The organism is Cellulomonas sp. C5510 (genome assembly GCF_019797765.1).
Classification (GTDB): Bacteria; Actinomycetota; Actinomycetes; order Actinomycetales; family Cellulomonadaceae; genus Cellulomonas.
Window position 1 is genome coordinate 3,735,082 of the sequence record NZ_CP081862.1, and the last position, 19,175, is coordinate 3,754,256.

Sequence of the window (19,175 nt, forward strand, 5' to 3'; positions counted from 1 at the left end):
GGGTCCCGGTCGCCGGCATCGGCCCCGGCGCGGCGATCGCCCTGGCCGGGTCGGACGGGACGCCGGTGGGGACGCACGTGCGCAAGCCGGCGGACGCGCGGGCGCTCGAGACCGCCGTCACCGCCGCGCTCGCCGACGCGCGCCTGCTCGTCGTGGACGTCGGGACGGTCCGCGACCCGGGCTACCAGACCCGTGGCAGGGTCGAGTCCGACGGCACCGCCGACCCGGACGCCGAGCAGGAGGTCCCGGACCTGTCGGGGACGGACGTCGTCACCGCGCCGACCCGCGCCGAGCAGGTGCAGGACATCGACTCCCGCGTGGGCGCCGTCGTGGCGGCGACCCGGCGCGCGGACCCGGACGCGACCGTCCTGGTGGCGTCCGTCGCGGACTCCAGCCGCCGGGCGCACCTGCAGCTCGCGCTGGCCACGGGGCCGGGGTACGAGGGCGGGACGATCGGCTCGCCGTCCACGCGCCAGACCGGGTACCTGCAGGCCACGGACCTGACCCCGACCCTGCTGGACGCGCTCGGGATCCGCGACCGGGCGCCGTCGGGCGCGCTCGTCGGCTCCACCGTCCGGCAGGCACCGGACGACGCCCCCGCCGGGCAGCGCGTCGCGTACCTCATCGACCAGAACCGGCACGCGCAGGCCGCCAAGCCGCTCGTCGGCGGGTTCTACGTGTTCTGGGTCGGGATGAACCTCGCCCTGTACCTGCTCGTGATGGTCGGGCTGAACCACCGGGTGCGCACGGCCTGGTCGGCGCTGCTCCACCGGTTCTGGCCGCGGCGGGTCACGGGCTCGGCGCACCCGGCGCGCGTCCTGCACGGCCTGCGCATGGGTGCGGTCGTCGTGGCGGCGGTCCCGGTGTCGACGTTCCTGGCGAACCTGCTGCCCTGGTGGCGGGCCGCCACCCCCGGGTGGGCGCTGGCCGGCGCCGTCGCCCTGTCCGCCGCCGCCGTGACCGCCCTGGCGCTGCTGCCGCCGTGGTGGGGCGGGCGGCTGCTCGGACCGCTCGGCGTGGTCAGCGGCGTGACGGCCGCGGTGCTGGCCCTCGACGTCGCGACCGGTGCGCGCCTCGCGCTCGACTCGATGATGGGCCCCGGGTCGCTGGTGGCCGGGCGGTTCTACGGCTTCGGCAACCCGGCGTTCGCCCTGTTCGCGACGGCGATGATCCTGACGGCCGTGGCGCTCGCGGACCCGCTGCTGCGGGCGGGCCGCAGGGGCCTGGCGGTCGGCGTGGTCGCCGCCACGGGCCTGGTCGCGACGGTGGTGAACGGCCTGCCGTCCCTCGGGGCCGACTTCGGCGGACCGCCGGCGCTGGTCCCGGGCTTCCTGATCCTGGGCCTGCTCACCGCGGGACTGCGGCTCAGCTGGCGCCGGGTGGTGGCGGTGCTCGGCGCGGGCGCCGTGACGGTCGTCGGCATCGCGGTCGTGGACTGGATGCGGCCCGCGGACGACCGCACCCACCTCGGGCGGTTCATCGAGACCGTGCTCGACGGCGGGCTGACCACCGTGCTCGCCCGCAAGGCGGAGACGAACCTGCGCATCCTGTTCGGCAGCGAGCAGACCCTCCTGGCGATCGGCGGCCTGCTGCTGGTCGTGCTGCTGGTCGGGCGTCCCGCGCGGTCGGCGGTGCGCGCCGACGACGGCGGACCGTACGCGTGGCTGTCCGCGGGCGCCCCGCTGCGGCGCCTGGCGACGGACGCCCCGGTGCTGCTCAAGGGCCTGACGGCGCTGGCGGTCACGCTCGGCATCGGCTTCGCCCTGAACGACTCGGGCGTGGTGGTGCCGGCCACCGGCATCGGGCTGGCCGTCCCGCTGCTCGCCGCGACGTGCGCCACGTGGATGCTCTCGCTCCAGCCGGCCACCGCCGCACGCCCCGGCGGTGGCGGTACGGGTCAGCGGCCGCCGGCCGTCCCTGCCGCGTCGCCCGCGGGGACGGAGACGGACGACGCCGCGGGGACGGGCCCGTCCACGACGGCCGGCGGCCGCACCGCGTCGGCGAACGCGCAGGGCCGCCCGAACAGGTAGCCCTGCACGAGGTCGCAGCCGAGCTCCCGCAGCGCGACGTACTGGCTGCGGTCCTCGACGCCCTCGGCGATGACGTCGGCGCCGAGCGACCGGCCGAGCGCGACCACCGCCTCCACCACGCCCGCCGCGCGGGGACCGACCGGCCCGGAGCCGCCGAGGCCGTGCACGAACGACTGGTCGATCTTCAGCAGCGTCACCGGGTAGTCGTGCAGGCGGGACAGGGAGGAGTACCCGGTCCCGAAGTCGTCGACCGCCACCCCGACGCCGAGCTCCCTCAGCGCGCGCAGCATCGGCACCACGCGCGTGTCGTCGGCCAGCGCGCTCTCGGTGACCTCGATGCCGAGCCACGCCGCCGGCGCGTCGTGCGCCGCGAGCAGGTCCACCACGAGCGTGACCAGGTCGGGGCGGTCCTTCTGGCCGACGAACTGCCGCGGGGAGACGTTGACCCACACCCGCAGGTCGGCCCCGGTGCCGCGGTTGTGCGCCACGACCTCGCCGAGCGCACGGTCCAGCGCCCACGCCCCGAGCTCGCCGATCAGCCCGGTCTCCTCCGCGACCGGGATGAACTCCGACGGAGGCACCGGGCCGCGGGAGCGCCTCGTCCAGCGCATGAGGGCCTCGACGCCCTCGACCCGGCCGTGCGCGAGGTCGACCTCCGCCTGGTAGACGAGGGCCATCTCGCCCTCCGCGACCGCACGGCGCAGGTCGGCGGCCATCGTGAGCCGCTGTCGCGCGCGGTCGGCGGTGTGCTCCTCGTACCACTCGTGGCATCCGCCGCCGGCGGCCTTCGCCCGGTACATCGCGACGTCCGCGCAGCGCAGCAGCTCGTCCCAGGGCATGGTCCCCGGCGGGGCGTGGACGACACCCACGCTGCACCCGACGGCGAACTCCTCGTCGTGCAGCGCGAACGGCTCGTCGAAGGCGGCGACCAGGCGGGACGCCACGGCGTCCGCCACCGCGGGGGTGGCGTCCGGCAGCAGCACCACGAACTCGTCGCCGCCCACCCGGGCGGGCGTGGCGCGGTGCGGCAGGCCCCCGGCGACCCGGGCGGCCGCGCGGCGCAGCAGCTCGTCACCCACCACGTGCCCGTAGGAGTCGTTGACGAGCTTGAACCGGTCCAGGTCCAGCAGGAGCAGGGCGGTCCCGACGCGCGAGGTGGCCAGCGCCGCCACGGCCCGCTCGCGGGCGACGTCCCGGTTCGCCAGCCCGGTGAGCGGGTCGTGGGTCGCGGCGTGCGTGAGCCGGTCCTGCGCGTCCCGGAACCGGGTGACGTCCCGCGCGACGACCAGCACCGAGTCGACGGTCCCCGCCGGGCTCCGCTCGGGCACGGCCCGCACCTCGTACCAGCTGCCGTCGTGCGCCGCGGACATGCTGATGAGGCGGCGCGGGTCGTGCTCGACGTCGACGCCCGGGTCGGAGGCGAGCGCGAGCATGTGGTTCGCGAGCGCGCGCACGGCGTCCATCACCGGGGAGCGGGACGCGAGCTCGGCCGCCCGCACGCCGATGTCGTCCTCGGTGAGCTGCGCCGCCCGGCGCATGGCGACGTTCGCGAACCGCAGCCGGGCGTCGCCGTCCACGCGGGCGATCGCGTCCGGGGTGTTGCGCGTGATGGACTCCAGGTCGCGCGTCCGGTCCGCGAGCGCGCGGGTCCGCTCGGCGGCCAGATCGACAGCGCGGTTCTCCGCCGCGGCGCGGGACGTCAGCAGCCCCACGACGAGGGCGGTGAGCACCGACCCCGCGAGCAGCGGGAACCACGTCAGGGGCCCGGGGACGTCGGACTGCGCCGCGACGAGGGTCCAGGTGCGCCCCGCGACGGGCACGTCCCGGGTGCGGATCACCGGGGCCTGGACCGCGGCGGAGCCCGTCCCCGCGGGCACCGCCCCCAGCAGGCGGTCGCCGTCCAGCACCGCGGTCGGCTCCTCCGGCTCGTCCAGGAGGGCGAGCAGGGAGTCGAGCCGCACGGTCGTCACCGTCCACCCCAGGAGGCGGCGGACGCGCTCGTCGCGCCCCACCGGGGCGTCCGGGCCGTCGAACACCGGCGTGACGGCCGCCGTCTCCAGGCCGCCCACGGCGCCGGCCCGCGCCACCAGCCCCGCGTCCGCCGGGCCGTAGGCGGCGCCGACGTCGGCGGGGTAGGGCTCGGACACGACGAGGTCCCCCCGGTCGCGGGACGCGGCCAGCGCCTCCTCGACGGCCTGCACGGCACCGGGGTCCGGGGTGCGACCGGCGGCCAGCTCGTCGACCAGCGAGGCCGGCCCGAGCCGCACGACCCGGGTGGCCGCGACGGCATCCGGCGACGGCTCCGTCCCGCCGCCCACGAGGTCGACGAGCCCGGCACGGTCCGCCGGGCTCGCCGGCGCCGGGATCCAGGCGACCCCGCCGACCGCGTCGGTCCGGCCGCCCGGGCCGGCGAGCACCCGCAGGTGCGCCTCCCAGGCGCCGCCGGCCTCGGCCCACGCGTCGTCGGCGCCCGGCGTCAGCATCAGCGCCGAGGTGCGCGCGAGGCGCAGCTGCATGTCCCACCGCGCGAGCAACGCCTCCGCCGTGACGGCCAGCCGGGCGCGGGCCTCGTCCGCCGCGTGGTCGCGGCGCTGGTGCCCGTCGAACACCGACACCGCCAGGGACAGCACCAGCCCGACCGGCACGGCCACCGCGACGATCCCGCGCACGCGCGCGCGGGCACGGCGGCGCGCGTCGAGCGGCATGCCCACCTCCTTCGCGACCGGCGTCTCCCTCCCATCGGCCGGTGCACGCCCGCGCGCGACCAGGCACGGGCACATTCACCCGATGCGCTGCTCCGGCGCCGCGGTTCGTCCCCGCCCCGCGAGCCGCAGCGCGGCGCCCCGCGGCTCTCACCTACACTCGCCAGCGTGATCTTCAAGTCGGTGGGCGAGGGCAGGCCCTATCCCGACCACGGGCTCGTGACGCCCAAGCAGTGGGCGGACGTGCCCCCGCGGCAGGTGCGCCTCGACGAGCTGGTCACCACCAAGCGCACCCTGAACCTCGACAACCTGCTGTCCGAGGACTCCACGTTCTACGGCGACCTGTTCGCGCACGTCGTGCAGTGGCGCGGCGTGCTCTACCTGGAGGACGGCCTGCACCGGGCGGTGCGCGCCGCGCTGCAGCAGCGGCCCGTGCTGCACGCGCGCGTCCTGGTGATCGAGACCGATGAGCACTGACCGTACGCCCGCCGCCGCACGGCAGCGGCGCCGCCGGCACACCCGTGAGCGCCAGGCCGTCGTGTTCGGCGTGCTGCTGGCGGGCCTCGGCGTCGCCGCCGCCGGCGCGGGGGCCGTCTACGCGGGCAACCTCGAGCTGCCGTTCCTGGCCCGCGACTTCTCGTCGCCGGAGCCGACCGGCCTGGCCGTCGCCGACTCGCCCTGCCCTCCCGAGGGCGCGACGCCGGTGCCCTACGGGCAGATCACCGTGAACGTCTACAACAGCACGAACCGCATCGGGCTGGCCGGTGACACCGGCGACGCCCTGGAGTCCCGGGGCTTCGTCATCGGCGCCGAGGCGAACGCCCGCGGCGCCGGCTACGCCGCGTACTCGGACACCGCGCTCATCCAGTTCGGCTCGCAGGGTGTCGCCGCCGCGTACACCGTCGCCGCGCAGTTCGACTCGCCGCAGCTCGTGCTCGACACCCGCGAGGACGCGACCGTCGACGTGGTGGTCGGCGCCGCGTTCAACAACCTGGTCGCCGCCGCGGACGTCGTCCTGGAGCCGGACCAGCCGTTCGCCGTGCCGGAGGGCTGCATCGCCCTGGACCAGGTCACGGCGCGTCCGCAGCCGACGCCGACCGCCCCGGCGACCACCCCGCCGCCCGCGGGCTGACGCCGGAGCGGCACGCGGCGCGGACCCGCCGGGGACCCGCGCCGCGTGCCGTCGTCAGCGAGCCCTGCCCTCGAGCTCCGTGCCCCCCGGCACCGACGCCGGCGACGCGGGCTCCTGGCTCGTCCCGCGCCACCGGGCCACGGCCCGCATGACGTGGTGGACGCCGATCGCCGCGGCCGTGCCCAGCGCGATGCCGGCGAACTGCAGGTCGCCCGCCGTCCACGTGAAGTTCGCGATGCCGATGACCAGCGCGACGGCGGCGGTCGTGAGGTTCACGGGGTCCGAGAAGTCGACCTTGTTCTGCACCCAGATCCGGGCGCCGAGCACGCCGATCATGCCGTAGAGGACCGTGGTGGCGCCGCCGAGCACCCCGGGCGGGATGGTGTTGATGAGCTCGCCGAACTTGGGCGACAGGCTGAGCACCAGCGCGGTCGCGGCCGCGACCCAGTACGCGGCAGTCGAGTACACCTTGGTCGCCGCCATGACGCCGATGTTCTCGGCGTACGTGGTGGTGCCCGAGCCGCCGCCGAGGCCCGCGAACGTGGTGGCCAGGCCGTCGGCGAGCAGCGCCCGGCCGGTGAGGTGGTCGAGGTTGCGGTCCGTCATCGCGGCGACCGACTTCACGTGCCCCACGTTCTCCGCGATCAGCACGAAGACGACCGGGAGGAACAGGCCGAGCAGGTGCGGCTCGAACGTCGGCGTGACGAAGTCCGGCAGGCCGAACCAGGCCGCGTCGCCCACGGCGGTGAAGTCGACCTCGCCGCGCAGCCACGCCACGACGTAGCCCACGACGACGCCGACCAGGATGGACAGCCGGCCGAGGATGCCGCGAAACAGCACGGCCGCGAGGACGATCGCACCGAGGGTCGCGAGCGCCGTGACGGGGGCCGCGCGGAACCCGCTGCACACGCCCTCCGCGTCGCACGAGCCCCACGCCGTCGGCGCGAGGTTGAAGCCGATCAGCGCGACGACCGTGCCGGTCACCACGGGCGGCATGACGACGTCGATCCACCGGGACCCCGCCAGGTGCACCACCAGGCCGACGACCGCGAGCAGGACACCGGTCACCAGGATGCCGCCGACGGCGGCGGACTGGCCGCCCGAGGCGGTCGCCGCGACGATCGGGCCGATGAACGCGAAGCTCGACCCGAGGTAGGACGGCAGCCGGTTCCCCGTGACGAGCAGGAACGTCACCGTCCCGATCGCCGAGAACAGCAGCGTGGTCGCCGGCGAGAACCCGGTCAGCAACGGCACCAGGAACGTCGCGCCGAACATCGCGACGACGTGCTGCATGCCGATCCCGATGGTCCGGGGCCAGCTCAACCGCTCCTCCGGGGCGACGACCGCCCCCGGGGCGACGCTCCTGCCGTCGCCGTGCACCCGCCACCCGAACGCGCTCACGCGGTCCCGCCTCCTCGCTGCCCGGCCCGGTCCGTCCGGGCGCGCCGGACGGCAGGCTAGCGGCTCGCTCCCCGGGCCCGTCGGGACGGTCCGCCGCGTAGGGTGTCCCGCGCCCTGACTCACACGCGGAGGTGCACCATCGACCGCCTGCTGCGCTCCCGCGCTGCGCTGTGGACCGCGTTCGTCGCGGTGCACGCCTGGATCGGGTACGTCGGGACGGTGCTGATACCGGCGAAGGCGTTCTGGGACGTCGACCTGTACCGCTGGTGGATGTGGCAGGGCCTGCACGAGGGCGTGTGGCCGGTCCTGGGCGGCGACTGGGTGTACCCGGCCGGCGCCGTGCTGCCGATGCTGGCGCCGGCGCTGGTGGTCGACGCCGTCGACACCCGCGCGTACGCCGTGGCGTGGACGCTGCTGGTCGCGGGGGCGAACGCGGCGGCCGTCGGGGTGCTGCTGCGGGGTGCGCGCGCGACGGACCCCGGGGCGAGGCCGGCGGCGGACGGCGCCGTCTCGGGCGTGGTCGCCGGGCCGCCCCGCCACGACCCGGCGCTCGGCGCGTGGTGGTGGCTGGCGTTCGTGCTGCTGCTCGGCCCCGTGGCGGTGGGTCGGCTGGACGCGGTGGTCGCGCCGGTGGTGGTCGTCGCGCTCACGCTGGCGCTGCGCCGGCCGGCGGTCGCCTCGGCCCTCCTGACGGCCGGCGCGTGGATCAAGGTCGCCCCGGGCGCCCTGCTGCTGCCGCTGGTGCTCGTGGTGCGGCGGCCGTGGCGCGACCTCGTGCTGCCCGCCGCGCTGGTGTGCGCCGCTGTGTCGACGGCCGTCGTCGCAGGCGGCGGGGCCGCGCACCTGACGTCGTTCCTGACCGAGCAGGGCGACCGGGGGCTGCAGGTCGAGGCGGTCGCGGCCACGCCGTGGGTGCTGGCCGGGCTCGGGTCGCCGGACGTTCGGGTCGTGCTCAACCAGGCGATCACGACGTGGGAGATCACCGGACCGGGCACGGCCGCCGTGGCCGGGGCGCTCGGCGCGCTGCTGCCGCTGGCCCTCGCTGCGGTCACCGCCCTGCTCGCGTGGGTGCGACGGCGCGCCGGGGACCGGCTGGACACCGCGGGGTTCCTCGCCCGTGGCGCACTGCTGGTGGCCGTGACGCTGATCGTCGCGAACAAGGTCGGGTCGCCGCAGTTCGTCGGCTGGCTCGCGGGGCCGGTGGTCGTCGGGCTGGCCCGGCCCGGCGCCTCGGGGGTGCGCCCGTGGCGCGTGCCGGCGGTGCTGGTGCTGGTGGTCGCGGCGCTCACCCAGTGGGTGTTCCCGCTGACCTACGACGGGATCACGGCGCAGCAGGCCGGGCCGTCGCTCCTGCTCGTGCTGCGCAACCTGCTGCTGGTGGCGCTGGCGGTCGTGGTGGCGCGGGACGTCCTCCGCACAGGACGCGCCCCGGCCACCACGACCGAGCGGCTCAGCGCACCTGCGGCATGACCTGCGAGGCCACCAGCTCCAGGTGGTCGAGGTCGTGCAGGTCGAGCACCTGCAGGTAGACGCGGCCCACACCCAGCTCCGCGAGCGCGCCGAGCCGGTCGACGACGGCCGTGGGCGTGCCGGCGACGCCGACCTCCCGGAGCTCCTTCGGGTCGCGGCCGATGGCGGCGGCGCGACGGTCCACCTCCGCGTCGTCCTTCCCGACCGCCGCCACCAGGGCCACCGACATCGTGAGGGACTGCGGGTCACGCCCGATCGCCCGGCACGCCTCCCGCACCGTCTCCAGCTTCTCGCCGACCTGGTCCAGCGGCGGGAAGGACAGGTTGAACTCGCTCGCGAACCGGGCGGCGAGCGCCGGCGTCCGCCGCGGGCCCAGGCCGCCGACGATCACCGGCACGCCCGCACGCGACGGGTCGAGGGGCGAGCGCTGCACGGGCTTGGGCAGGGCCGGGCTGTCGGTGAGCGTGTAGTGCTCGCCGTCGTAGGAGAACCGCTCCCCCACGGGCGTGCCCCACAGCCCGGTGACGACCTCGAGCTGCTCGGTCAGCGGCCCGAAGCGCTTGGCCGGGAACGGGATGCCGTACGCCGCGTGCTCCTGGGCGAACCACCCGGCGCCCAGGCCGAGCTCGACGCGGCCGCCCGACATCTGGTCCACCTGCGCCACCTGGATCGCGAGCACGCCGGGGTGCCGGAACGTGGCCGACGTGACGAGCGTGCCGAGCCGGATGCGGCTCGTCTCCCGCGCCAGGCCGGCGAGCGTCGTCCACGCGTCCGTCGGGCCGGGGAGCCCGTCGCCGCCCATGCTCAGGTAGTGGTCGGAACGGAAGAAGGCGTCGAAGCCCAGCTCCTCGGTGGCGCGCGCGACGGCGAGGATGTCGTCGTACGAGGCGCCCTGCTGCGGTTCGGTGAAGATCCTCAGGTCCATGCCGCCGAGCCTTTCACGTCACCGGCCCGTGGTCGTCCGCACCGGGACCGCGTCCGCGAGGTGCAGGTCGCAGGGCCTCTGGATGCCGCCGCCCGGCGGCGCGTGAGACGGTGAGGGCATGGTGACGCAGCTCGGTCTCGCCCTCGACGTGCTGGCCGTCGTCGACTGGCGGCGGCGGACCGCGCAGACGTACGCGGACGTCCGCCGGATCGCCGCGGACGACCCCGCCGCCGCGCACGCCGAGTGGGTGGCACGCCGCGACGAGCTGTTCGCCGAGCACGCCGCCTCCCCGCTGCGCCCGGCCGCCAAGGCGGTGTTCCGCGGCCTCGACGTCGCGCCCTACGACCCGGCCTACCGGTTCGAGGTCCGGGTGCGCTCCACGTCGGCGCAGCGGCTCGAGGTCACCACCGGGACGGACGGCGTCGTGCCGTTCGACCGGGTCGGGCGCGTCGAGCTCGAGGGCCTGGGCGGGCTGTCGGTGTGGGCGCTGCGCACGTACGGCGGCGGGGTCTTCGTGCCCGTGAAGGACCGGACCTCCGGCCGCGGGAGCTACGGCGGCGGCCGGTACGTCCTCGACACGGTCAAGGGCGCCGACCTGGGGCGCGCGGCGGACGGCAGCCTCGTGGTCGACCTGAACTTCGCCTACAACCCGTCGTGCGCGTACGACCCCGCGTGGGCGTGCCCGCTCGCCACCCGCGGCAACGTGCTCGACGCCGAGGTGCCCGTCGGCGAGCGGCAGCCCGACCCGATGCTGGTGATCGACGTGGAGGGCGAGGACGGCTGACCGCGGCCGCCGGGCGCGCCGCCTGTCCGGACGCGCCGCGTGTCCTGGTGCGCCGCCTGTCCTGGCAGGCGCCGCCTAGGCTGACGCGGTGCCCGACCAGCCCCGCCGGCCCGACGCCGCCGCGTCCGTCCCCGCGTCCGTCCGCACCGTCCGCACCGTCCGCGCCGGCGACCTGGTGGTCGAGACCCGCACCGCCGCCGACGTCACCGCTGCCGAGCTGTACCCCCTGCTGCGGCTGCGCGTCGACGTGTTCGTGGTCGAGCAGGCGTGCCCGTACCCGGACCTCGACGGCCGGGACCTGCTGCCGGACACGCTCCAGGTCTGGGCGCACGACGACGGAGAGGTGCTGGGGTGCCTGCGCGTGCTCCGCGCCGGCAGCACCTCGCCCGCGATCGGCCGCGTCGTCACGGCGCCGGCAGCCCGCGGGCGCGGGGTGGCCGCGACGCTGATCGAGCACGCGGTGGCCCTGTGCGGGCCGGACGCGGCGATCGACCTGCACGCGCAGGCGCACCTCGAGCGCTGGTACGCCCGGTTCGGGTTCGAGCGGGCGGGCGCGGGCTACGACGAGGACGGCATCCCGCACGTGCCCATGGTCCGGCGGCCCGCCTGACGCGACGGCTGCCGCCCGGCGGGACCCGGCGTCACCGCTGGCAGGTCGGGCACCAGTACAGCTTGCGCCCGGCCATCTCCTCGACGGCGACCGGCGTGCCGCACGTCCGGCACGGCTCCCCCGCCCGGCCGTAGACCCAGTGCCGCTCGGCCGGGTCCGCGAGCGCCGCGGCCCGGCCCGCCTGGTCGAGGTCCTCGCGCGTGAGCATGACGCCGGTGCGGATGCCGTCCGCGAGCAGCAGCGCCCAGTCGTCCCACAGCGCCCGGGCGGTGCCGGGCGGCACCCGCGTCCCCGGGGTGTGCGGGTCGAGACGCGCGCGGTACAGCAGCTCGGCGCGGTAGATGTTGCCGATGCCGGCGACGACCGCCTGGTCCATGAGGAGCTGGCCCACGGGCGTGCGGCGCGCGGTGAGCCGCTGCACCACGACGTCGGCCGCCGCGGGGCGGGAGGTGTCCGGCGGCGTGCCCGTGACCCGGGCGCGGACGTCGTCCTCGACCGCCGGGTCGGGCCCGAGCCGGTCGAGAGCGGCCGCCGTCGCGACCGGGTCGAGCACCTCGCACACCGTCGGGCCGCGCAGGTCGGCCACCGTCGCGTCCGTGGCGATGCGGACGCGCACCTGACCGACCGGCTCCGGCGGGAAGTCCTCGACCTCGGCGCCGACGTCGCCCTCCCGCTCTCCCTCGCCCATGCGCAGCCGGCGACGGACGCGCGGGGCACCGAGGCTCGCCACCGCGTCGGCGCCGTCCTCCAGCGGCGACACGACGCCCGCGAAGTCCCACGCGCCGTACAGCCCGAGGTGCACCCGCAGCACGTGGCCGCCCTCGAAGCCGAGGAACAGCTGCTTGCCGACGGCGGCGGAGGTCAGCAGCTCGCGGCCGTCGAGCAGCGCGGCCCCGGCGGCGAAGCGCCCCTGCGGGGACGACACCGCCGGGCGGCGCCCGACGAGGTCGCGGGCGAACTGGCGGGCGATGCGGTGGACGGTGTGACCCTCGGGCATGCGCCCAGGCTAGGTGCGGGGTCGGACGTCAGTCGTCCCAGAACGCCGTCCACGCGCCCAGCACGAGCGCCACCGCGACGAGTCCGAGCGCCGGGCCCACGACCGTCCACGACCACGCGGCCGCGAGCTCCGTGACCGCGCCCCGGCCGGCGACGACGCGCTCGACGAGCGCCGAGGCGAGGCGCAGCACGATCTCCACCAGCGCGTCGGTCGACCCGCTCAGCACGGGCCCACCAGGCGCGCGGGGACGTCCGGGCTGGTCATGGCGACCATCCTGTCAGCCACAGCCCGCTCTCAGGAAGTCCTCGGGCGCGTGTCGGCGGAGGTCCCCCGCCACCAGCCGCCCCGAGGGGGGAGGATGGTGTCCTCCCGGACCCGAGCCGCAGGACCCGCATGCCTCCCACGACGCCCGCCCCCGACCCGGCCGCTGCGCCGCCGGAGCCGCCCGCGCCCAGCGAGCGCGGCCTCCGCGCGACGGCCCTCGTCGCGCTGCTCGTCCTCGCGCTCGCCGCCGGCGGGGGCGCGTGGCTGCTGCGCCACCAGCAGCAGGTCGCCCACGAGGAGCGGGCGCTGGCCGCGGCGCAGGAGGAGCTCGGCGCCGCGGTCGCCGACCTGGGAGCGGCGACCGCGGCCGGGGAGCAGGTGCTGCTCAGCACCGCCGGGCGGGTCGAGTCCGACGCGACGCGCGCCGCGCTCGCCGAGGCGCTCGAGGAGGCCACCGCGCTGGGGCCGGGCCCCGGCACGACCGGGTCGCGCGCGGAGCGCGCCGCGGCCGCCCGGGACCACGCCCGCGCCGCCGGACGCCGTGCCGCCGAGGTCCGTGCGGCGTCCGCGGACGCCGCGGAGTCCTCCGCCGCCTGGGAGCTGGCCCAGGCCGTCACGGGGCTCGCGGCCGCCCGGGACGCGCTGCGGGGCGCGGTGGCTCCCGCCGCCGCAGCGCTGGCCGAGGGGCGCGGGACGCCCGGGCAGCGCGCGGCGCTCGGTGCGGCGCTGACCGGGGCCGAGAGCGTCCTCGCCGCGCCGGTCGACCTGGCCGACGTCGACGCGGTGCTGGCCGCGACGCGCGAGGCGGACGGCGCCCGCGGGGCGGTCGAGCAGGCCGCGGGGCCCCTGCACGGCTGACGCCCGGCCCGCCGCCGGGGGTGTCGGCCGCCTGTGGCACGATCGCCCGGTGCCTGAGCCCGCCACCTCGCCGGAGCCGTGGCACGCCGTGCTCGACGGGTTGCTGGCGTGGGGCGGCACCCAGGACGCGGCACGCTCCGGGCGGGCGGCGCTCCAGCTGGAGGTGCGGGAGCTGACGCCCCGGACGCGGGACCGCTGGAACGGCCCGACGTCGCGCGCGGCCGGCCGGCGGGCTCCGGCGGACGGCGCCCCGGGCAGCGGCGAGCTGCGCCTCGGCGCCCGGCCCGTGGTCCGCACCACGCGCGGCTGGGCTCGCGCCGGCCTGACGTGGTCGAACCTGCCGCACCTCCAGGAGCGGCTCGACCTGGACGACGCGCAGCACCGGTGGCTGTGCCAGCTCGGCGCGCTGCACCGGGCGGGGCGCCCGCCCCGACCCGGGGACGACCCGGGCTGGCTGTTCCTCGACGACTTCGTGAACCCCGTGCTCTGGGAGCTGCTCGCGCAGGCGGACGCCCTGGGGCTGCCGCTCGTGGGCGCCTCCGCGCGGGCCGTCGTCCGCGTCGGCGCCCGGGCCGCAGTGGGCATCGACGCCGCCCGGGTGGCCGGCGGCATCCGGCTCGGCGCCCGCGTGACGGTCGACGACGTCGCGGTGCCCGTCCGGCACGCGCACCCGGTCGGCACGCACGGCGTGTGGGTGGCCGACCCGACCCGACCGCGCGACGTCGTGCTCGCCCCCGTGGCCGAGCCGCTGACGCCGCAGCACCTCGCGCTGCTCGGCGCGGCCGGCGGCAGGACCGTCGGCCACGCCCTCGGGGCCGGCGTCGTGGTGCCCGACCACGAGGCGCCCGCGTTCCTCGCCGAGCACCTGCCGGCGCTGCGGGCCGGCATGGAGGTCACGAGCGCGGACGGGACGGTGGACCTGCCGCCGCCCGCCCCGCCGACGCTGGTGCTGACCGCGACCCACTCCCCCGGCCACGTGCTCGACCTGGCGTGGCGCTGGGACGCCGGGCGTGCGGCGGCTCCCGCGCCGGACCCGCGGCGGCTGCTCGCCGGCGTGGTACCCGAGGAGTGGTGGCCGCGGGACCCGGCCGGGGGCCCCGCTCCGGCCGGCGTGCTGCCCCGGCGGCTCACCCTGCGCGACGTGGACGCCGCGGAGGCCGCCACGACCGTCCTGCCACGGCTCGCGGGCCTGCCGGGCGTGCGCGTGGACGTCGTCGGCGACGCACCGGCGTACCGCGAGCTGAGGGGGACGCCCGTGCTCACCGTCACCGCGCAGCCGACCGAGCAGAACGACTGGTTCGACCTCGGCGTCACCGTCACGCTGGAGGGCCGGACGGTGCCGTTCGTCCCGCTCTTCACGGCGCTCGCGAAGGGCCGGCGCAGGCTCCTGCTGGTCGACCACACCTACCTGTCCCTGGACCACCCCGCGCTCCAGCCCCTCGTCGAGCTCATCGCGGAGGCCCGCGACCTCGCCGAGTGGGAGACGGGGCTGCGGATCAGCCGGCACCAGACGTCCCTGTGGGAGGACCTGGCCGGGCTCGCGGACGAGGCGGAGGCCGCCCCCGCCTGGCAGGCGCTCCTGGCCGAGGCGCAGGACCCCGCCGGCGGGACGGTGCCGCTGCCCGCGGGGCTGCAGGCGGAGCTGCGGCCGTACCAGGCCGAGGGGTTCCGGTGGCTGACGTTCCTCTGGCGGCACCGGGTCGGGGGCGTGCTGGCCGACGACATGGGACTCGGCAAGACGGTGCAGACCCTCGCCCTCGTGCAGCACGCCGTCGAGCAGCGCGGGCCCACGGAGCCGCGCCGGCCGTTCCTCGTGGTGGCGCCGACGTCGGTCGTCCCGAACTGGGTCGCGGAGGCGGCGCGGTTCACCCCGGGGCTGACCGTCCGCCGCGTGGCCGGCACCGAGGCGACCGCGCCCGTCCCCCTCGCGGACGTCGCCCGCGGGGCCGACGTCGTCGTCACCAGCTACGCGCTGCTCCGGCTCGACGCTGACGCGTACGCCGGGGTCGCGTCCGGCGACGGCTGGGCGGGCGTCGTCCTGGACGAGGCGCAGCAGGTGAAGAACGCCGCCTCCCGGGGGCACCGGGCCGTGCGGGACCTCGGCGTCCCGTTCACGCTGGCCGTCACGGGCACGCCCGTCGAGAACTCGCTGACCGAGCTGCACGCGCTGCTGGCCCTCACGACACCCGGCCTGCTGCCGTCCGCGCGGCGGTTCGCCGAGCAGTACGTCCGGCCCGTCGAAGGCGTCCACGCGGGCATCAGCACCGGCCCCGGGGCGGGTGACCTGCCCGCGAGCGCCGAGCGTCTGCGGTCCCAGCGGCTCGACCGGCTCCGGCGCCGGGTGCGGCCGTTCCTGCTGCGTCGCACCAAGGACCTGGTCGCCGCCGACCTGCCCGACCGCCAGGAGCAGACCCTCGCCGTCGAGCTGTCCCCGGAGCACCGAGCGGTGTACGACCGGTACCTCCAGCTCGAGCGGCAGAAGGTCCTCGGGCTCGTCGACGACCTGGACCGGCAGCGGTTCATCGTCTACCGCTCGCTCACCCTGCTGCGGATGCTGGCCCTCGACGCCTCCCTCGTCGACCCGGCCCTGGCCGGCGTGCCGTCGGCGAAGACCGACGCGCTGGTGGAGCAGATCGCCGACGTCGTGGCCGAGGGTCACCGGGCGCTCGTGTTCAGCCAGTTCACGTCGTACCTGGCGCTCGTCGCCGAGAGGCTGACCGGTGCGGGCGTCGAGCACGCCTACCTGGACGGCTCGACGACCCGGCGCGAGGAGGTCGTCGACGGGTTCCGCACCGGCGACGCCCCCGTGTTCCTGCTGAGCCTGCGCGCGGGCGGCACCGGCCTGAACCTCACCGAGGCCGACTACGTGTTCCTGCTCGACCCGTGGTGGAACCCGGCGGTCGAGCAGCAGGCCGTCGACCGCGCGCACCGCATCGGGCAGCACCGCACCGTCATGGTCTACCGGCTCATCGCGGCCGGCACGATCGAGGAGAAGGTCGTGGCGCTCCAGCGCCGCAAGGCCGCCCTGGTCGACGCGGTGGTCGACGACGGCGACCTGTTCGCGGCGGCGGTCACCGCGGCGGAGGTGCGGGAGCTGCTCGGGTGACCCGGCACCGCGCTGCTCCGGGCGGGTGACGGCGGCGGGCGGCGCTCCCGTCCGCCGCCGGGCCGCCGGTAGGGTCGGCAGGTCTGCGACCAGGACCTTCATCCCTTCCGATTCGGATCCCCATGCCCCGCGCCCTGACCGTCCCGGCCACCGCCTGGCGCCGACGCGTCTGCGCCGCCGCCCTCGCCCTCGTCGCGGGAGCGCCGCTGGCCGCCGGTCCCCTCGTGCACGCCGCCCCCGCCGCCGCCCTCGCGGTGCCCCCGTCCGGGGACCCGGCCGTCGACTCGCTGCTCAGCGGGGCGCGCTGGTCCGGTACCGCCCTCACCTACGCGTTCCCGGAGGACGCCGCCGCCCTCACCGACGTGGACGCCGCGTACGTGACGGCGCTCGACGCGGACGAGCGCGACCGGCTCCGCCAGCAGCTCGACCGGTGGGCGCGCCCGTCCGGTCTGACGTTCACCGAGGTCACGGACCCCGCCGCCGCGGACATCCGGGTGTACTGGTACCGCTCGCCGGACAACCTGACGGCCCGGGTGCCGCAGACGCCCGGGGACGGTCCGGTCGACGTGCAGCTCGGAGCGGGGCTGACGAGCGGTCAGCTCGCCGGCGCGGGGACCTACACCGGCTTCACCGTGCTGCACGAGCTGGGGCACGCGCTGGGCCTGAAGCACCCGCACGACGCCGTCGGGGGCTTCCCCGCGGCCGAACCCGGGACGCACTCCGTCGCGACGACGGTCATGAGCTACTCGAGCTGGCCCGGCGCCCCCGCGGGTGCCTACAGCATCGCCGACGGCAGCTACCCGTCGTCCCCGATGCTGCAGGACGTCTCCGCGATCCAGCACCTCTACGGCGTGGGGGCGAACAACGCCTGGGACACCACCTACATGTTCGACCCCGGTGCCGAGGTCGTCTTCACGACGATCTGGGACAGCGCCGGCACGGACACGTACAGCTTCGCGTCGTACACCACCGACCTGCGCGTGGACCTGCGCCCCGGCGGCTGGACCGACCTCGGGGGGCAGTACCCGGTGCTCGACACCGACGACGTCACCCGCCGGTCGCCGAACATCGCCACGGCGCACCTGCCCGCCGGCAGCACGGAGGGCCTGATCGAGGACGCCGTCGGCGGGTCCGGCGACGACGTGCTGATCGGCAACCAGGCCGACAACCGGCTCACCGGCAGGGCGGGCGCGGACGTCGTCGTCGTGCCCGCCGCCGGCCCGTCCGGCACCGACACGATCACCGACCTCGGGGTCGAGGACGCCGTCGAGGTGCGCGACCTCGCGACGCCCGGCGAGCCCCGCGTCCCGCTGACCGCCGTGCTGGGCGAGGGGGACGGCTCGGCGCTCGGGGCGGGACAGGTCCAGGTCCAGGCCGACCCGGGCGGGACCCGCGTGCACCTCGGGATCGACGCCGCCGCGGGAGCGGACGCCACCCTCGTCGTGCCCGGGTCGGCGACCCCCGCGTCGTACGTCGTGGTCGACGGCCGGCTCCGGCTCTCCCCGGCCGCGCCGCCCGCCCCCCGCGCGCTCCGGCTCGACCCCGCGAGCGACACCGGTGGCGCGGGCACGCACACCTCCGACACCACCCCCACCGTGACCGGCACCGCGTGGCCGGGGAGCACCGTGACCCTGCTGGACGGGGGCACCGAGCTCGGCACCGGCACCGCGGACGCCGCGGGGTCCTGGACCATCACCGCGCCGACCCGGCCGGAGGGCGAGCGCACGTTCACCGCGCGGGCGACCGCCTCCGTCCTCGGCAGCGTCCTGACCTCCTCGGCCGGCGAGCCGCTGACGGTGGTCGTCGACACCACGTCTCCCGAGGCCCCGCGTCTGGTGCCGGCGACCCTCCGGGCGAGCGCGGCGCCGGACGCCACCGCGGGGACGCTCGTCGCGCAGGACGCCCACGGGCCCGTCGCGTTCACCCTGGTCCCGGGCGCGGGCGACGCCGACAACGCCCTGTTCCGGGTCTCCGACGGCACCCTCCTGCTCAGCGATCCCGCCACCGCCGGCCCGGGCGAGCGCCGGGTGCGGGTGGCCGCGACCGACCGCGCCGGGAACCGCGGCGAGGCCCCGCTCGTCGTGACGGTGCTGCCCGCGGCGACGCCGGTCGTGTCGGCCCAGCCGGGCGACACCGGACCTGTCGTCCCCGGCGGCTCCGCGACGTTCACCGTCGCTGCCGCGGACCCCGCGTCGGTCGGGTCGGTGGTCTGGGAGACCGCCGCCTCACCGACGGCCCCCGACGCGGCCTGGCAGCGGGTGCCGGGTGCCGCCGCGCTCACGCTGCGGGTGACCGCCGGCCCCGGTCCGGACACCTGGTTCCGCGCGCGGCTCGCCGGGAGCGACGGGACGGAGGCGGTCACGCGCGCGGCCCTGCTGCGGGTGTGGGACGTCGCCACGGAGGTGGCCGCCGACACCGCCGGGCTCGTCGCGCGCCACCCCGACGCGCCCGGGCTCGCGGACGTCGCCCTCGGCTTCGACCCGGCCGCCCTGCCCGGGACGGTGGACCTGACCGTCCCCTGGGCGGAGGCCGACGCCGCGGTGACCGTGTACGCGTACTCGACGCCGCGGCTGCTGGGGACGTTCCCGGTCCGCGACGGCCGGGCCGTCCTGGCCGGTCTGGACCTCGAGGCCGGCGCCCACCACCTGGTCCTGGTCGGCGTCGACACGACCACCACCGTCGTCCTGCGGTACGACACGGCGGCACCCGCCGTCCAGCCCGCGGCCCCTCCGGTGGCGGTCGGGCCGGCCGGCGCGTCCCCGGTGACCGCGCGCGTCCCGCTGGCCGTCACCGGGACGACGGCCGCCGGGGCCGCGGTCCCGGCCGTCCTCCTGGTGGGTGCGGGCCTGCTGCTGCGGGCCGCGGCCACGCGGCGGCGGCGCGCGAGCTGACGCCG

General features: G+C 77.3%; 13 protein-coding genes. 8 read left to right on the top strand and 5 right to left on the bottom strand.

The genetic code is table 11. The features are described from left to right. Positions 1-1,897: 1,897 nt before the first annotated feature. Positions 1,898-4,735, bottom strand: coding sequence for a bifunctional diguanylate cyclase/phosphodiesterase (locus K5O09_RS17175; protein WP_222170676.1), 2,838 nt, complete (start codon positions 4,733-4,735; stop codon positions 1,898-1,900). Positions 4,736-4,900: 165 nt separating this feature from the next. On the opposite strand from K5O09_RS17175, the gene K5O09_RS17180 reads away from it, so the two are divergent. Both K5O09_RS17180 and K5O09_RS17185 read left to right on the top strand, forming a co-directional pair. After that, entirely contained in the window at positions 4,901-5,209 is a 309-nt protein-coding gene (locus K5O09_RS17180; RefSeq protein WP_222170677.1) for a type II toxin-antitoxin system VapB family antitoxin, read from the top strand. Then, positions 5,199-5,864: a LytR C-terminal domain-containing protein gene (locus K5O09_RS17185; protein WP_222170678.1), complete on the top strand. Its 666-nt coding sequence runs from the start codon at positions 5,199-5,201 to the stop codon at positions 5,862-5,864. The genes K5O09_RS17180 and K5O09_RS17185 overlap by 11 nt, the downstream gene beginning before the upstream one ends. Before the next feature lie 54 nt (positions 5,865-5,918). Here the strand turns inward: K5O09_RS17185 and K5O09_RS17190 are convergent, their stop codons facing one another. Next, entirely contained in the window at positions 5,919-7,265 is a 1,347-nt protein-coding gene (locus K5O09_RS17190) for a uracil-xanthine permease family protein (protein WP_222170679.1), read from the bottom strand. Positions 7,266-7,367: 102 nt separating this feature from the next. Here K5O09_RS17190 and K5O09_RS17195 point away from each other — a divergent pair, with 102 nt between their 5' ends. After that, complete coding sequence (locus K5O09_RS17195; protein ID WP_255595831.1) at positions 7,368-8,735, top strand: hypothetical protein; 1,368 nt, start codon at positions 7,368-7,370, stop codon at positions 8,733-8,735. Here K5O09_RS17195 and K5O09_RS17200 read toward each other — a convergent pair. Further along, entirely contained in the window at positions 8,716-9,660 is a 945-nt protein-coding gene (locus K5O09_RS17200; RefSeq protein ID WP_222170680.1) for an LLM class F420-dependent oxidoreductase, read from the bottom strand. The two genes, K5O09_RS17195 and K5O09_RS17200, sit on opposite strands and share 20 nt — an antisense overlap. 118 nt (positions 9,661-9,778) lie before the next feature. On the opposite strand from K5O09_RS17200, the gene K5O09_RS17205 reads away from it, so the two are divergent. Further along, positions 9,779-10,444 (top strand): DUF1684 domain-containing protein, encoded by a 666-nt coding sequence (locus K5O09_RS17205; protein WP_222170681.1) that lies wholly within the window; start codon positions 9,779-9,781, stop codon positions 10,442-10,444. Positions 10,445-10,532: 88 nt separating this feature from the next. Continuing rightward, entirely contained in the window at positions 10,533-11,054 is a 522-nt protein-coding gene (locus K5O09_RS17210) for a GNAT family N-acetyltransferase (protein WP_370635485.1), read from the top strand. 31 nt (positions 11,055-11,085) lie between these two features. Here K5O09_RS17210 and K5O09_RS17215 read toward each other — a convergent pair whose 3' ends face one another. Together K5O09_RS17215 and K5O09_RS17220 are read right to left on the bottom strand one after the other, a co-directional pair. Further along, on the bottom strand, positions 11,086-12,051 hold the full coding sequence (locus K5O09_RS17215; protein WP_222170682.1) for an Fpg/Nei family DNA glycosylase: 966 nt from the start codon (positions 12,049-12,051) through the stop codon (positions 11,086-11,088). Positions 12,052-12,079: 28 nt separating this feature from the next. Beyond that, complete coding sequence (locus K5O09_RS17220) at positions 12,080-12,277, bottom strand: hypothetical protein (RefSeq protein WP_222170683.1); 198 nt, start codon at positions 12,275-12,277, stop codon at positions 12,080-12,082. Between the two features lie 167 nt (positions 12,278-12,444). Between K5O09_RS17220 and K5O09_RS17225 the strand changes: the two genes are divergently transcribed. From K5O09_RS17225 to K5O09_RS17235, 3 genes are all read left to right on the top strand, one after another. Next, the gene (locus tag K5O09_RS17225) at positions 12,445-13,173 is read left to right on the top strand and encodes a hypothetical protein (RefSeq protein ID WP_222170684.1); all 729 of its coding nucleotides are present in this window, start codon (positions 12,445-12,447) and stop codon (positions 13,171-13,173) included. A 49-nt stretch (positions 13,174-13,222) separates the two neighbouring features. Beyond that, a complete protein-coding gene (locus K5O09_RS17230; protein ID WP_222170685.1) occupies positions 13,223-16,279 on the top strand; it encodes a DEAD/DEAH box helicase in 3,057 nt (1,018 codons plus the stop codon). 122 nt (positions 16,280-16,401) lie between these two features. Further along, the gene (locus K5O09_RS17235) at positions 16,402-19,170 is read left to right on the top strand and encodes an Ig-like domain-containing protein (protein WP_222170686.1); all 2,769 of its coding nucleotides are present in this window, start codon (positions 16,402-16,404) and stop codon (positions 19,168-19,170) included. The last annotated feature ends 5 nt before the right edge of the window (positions 19,171-19,175 follow it).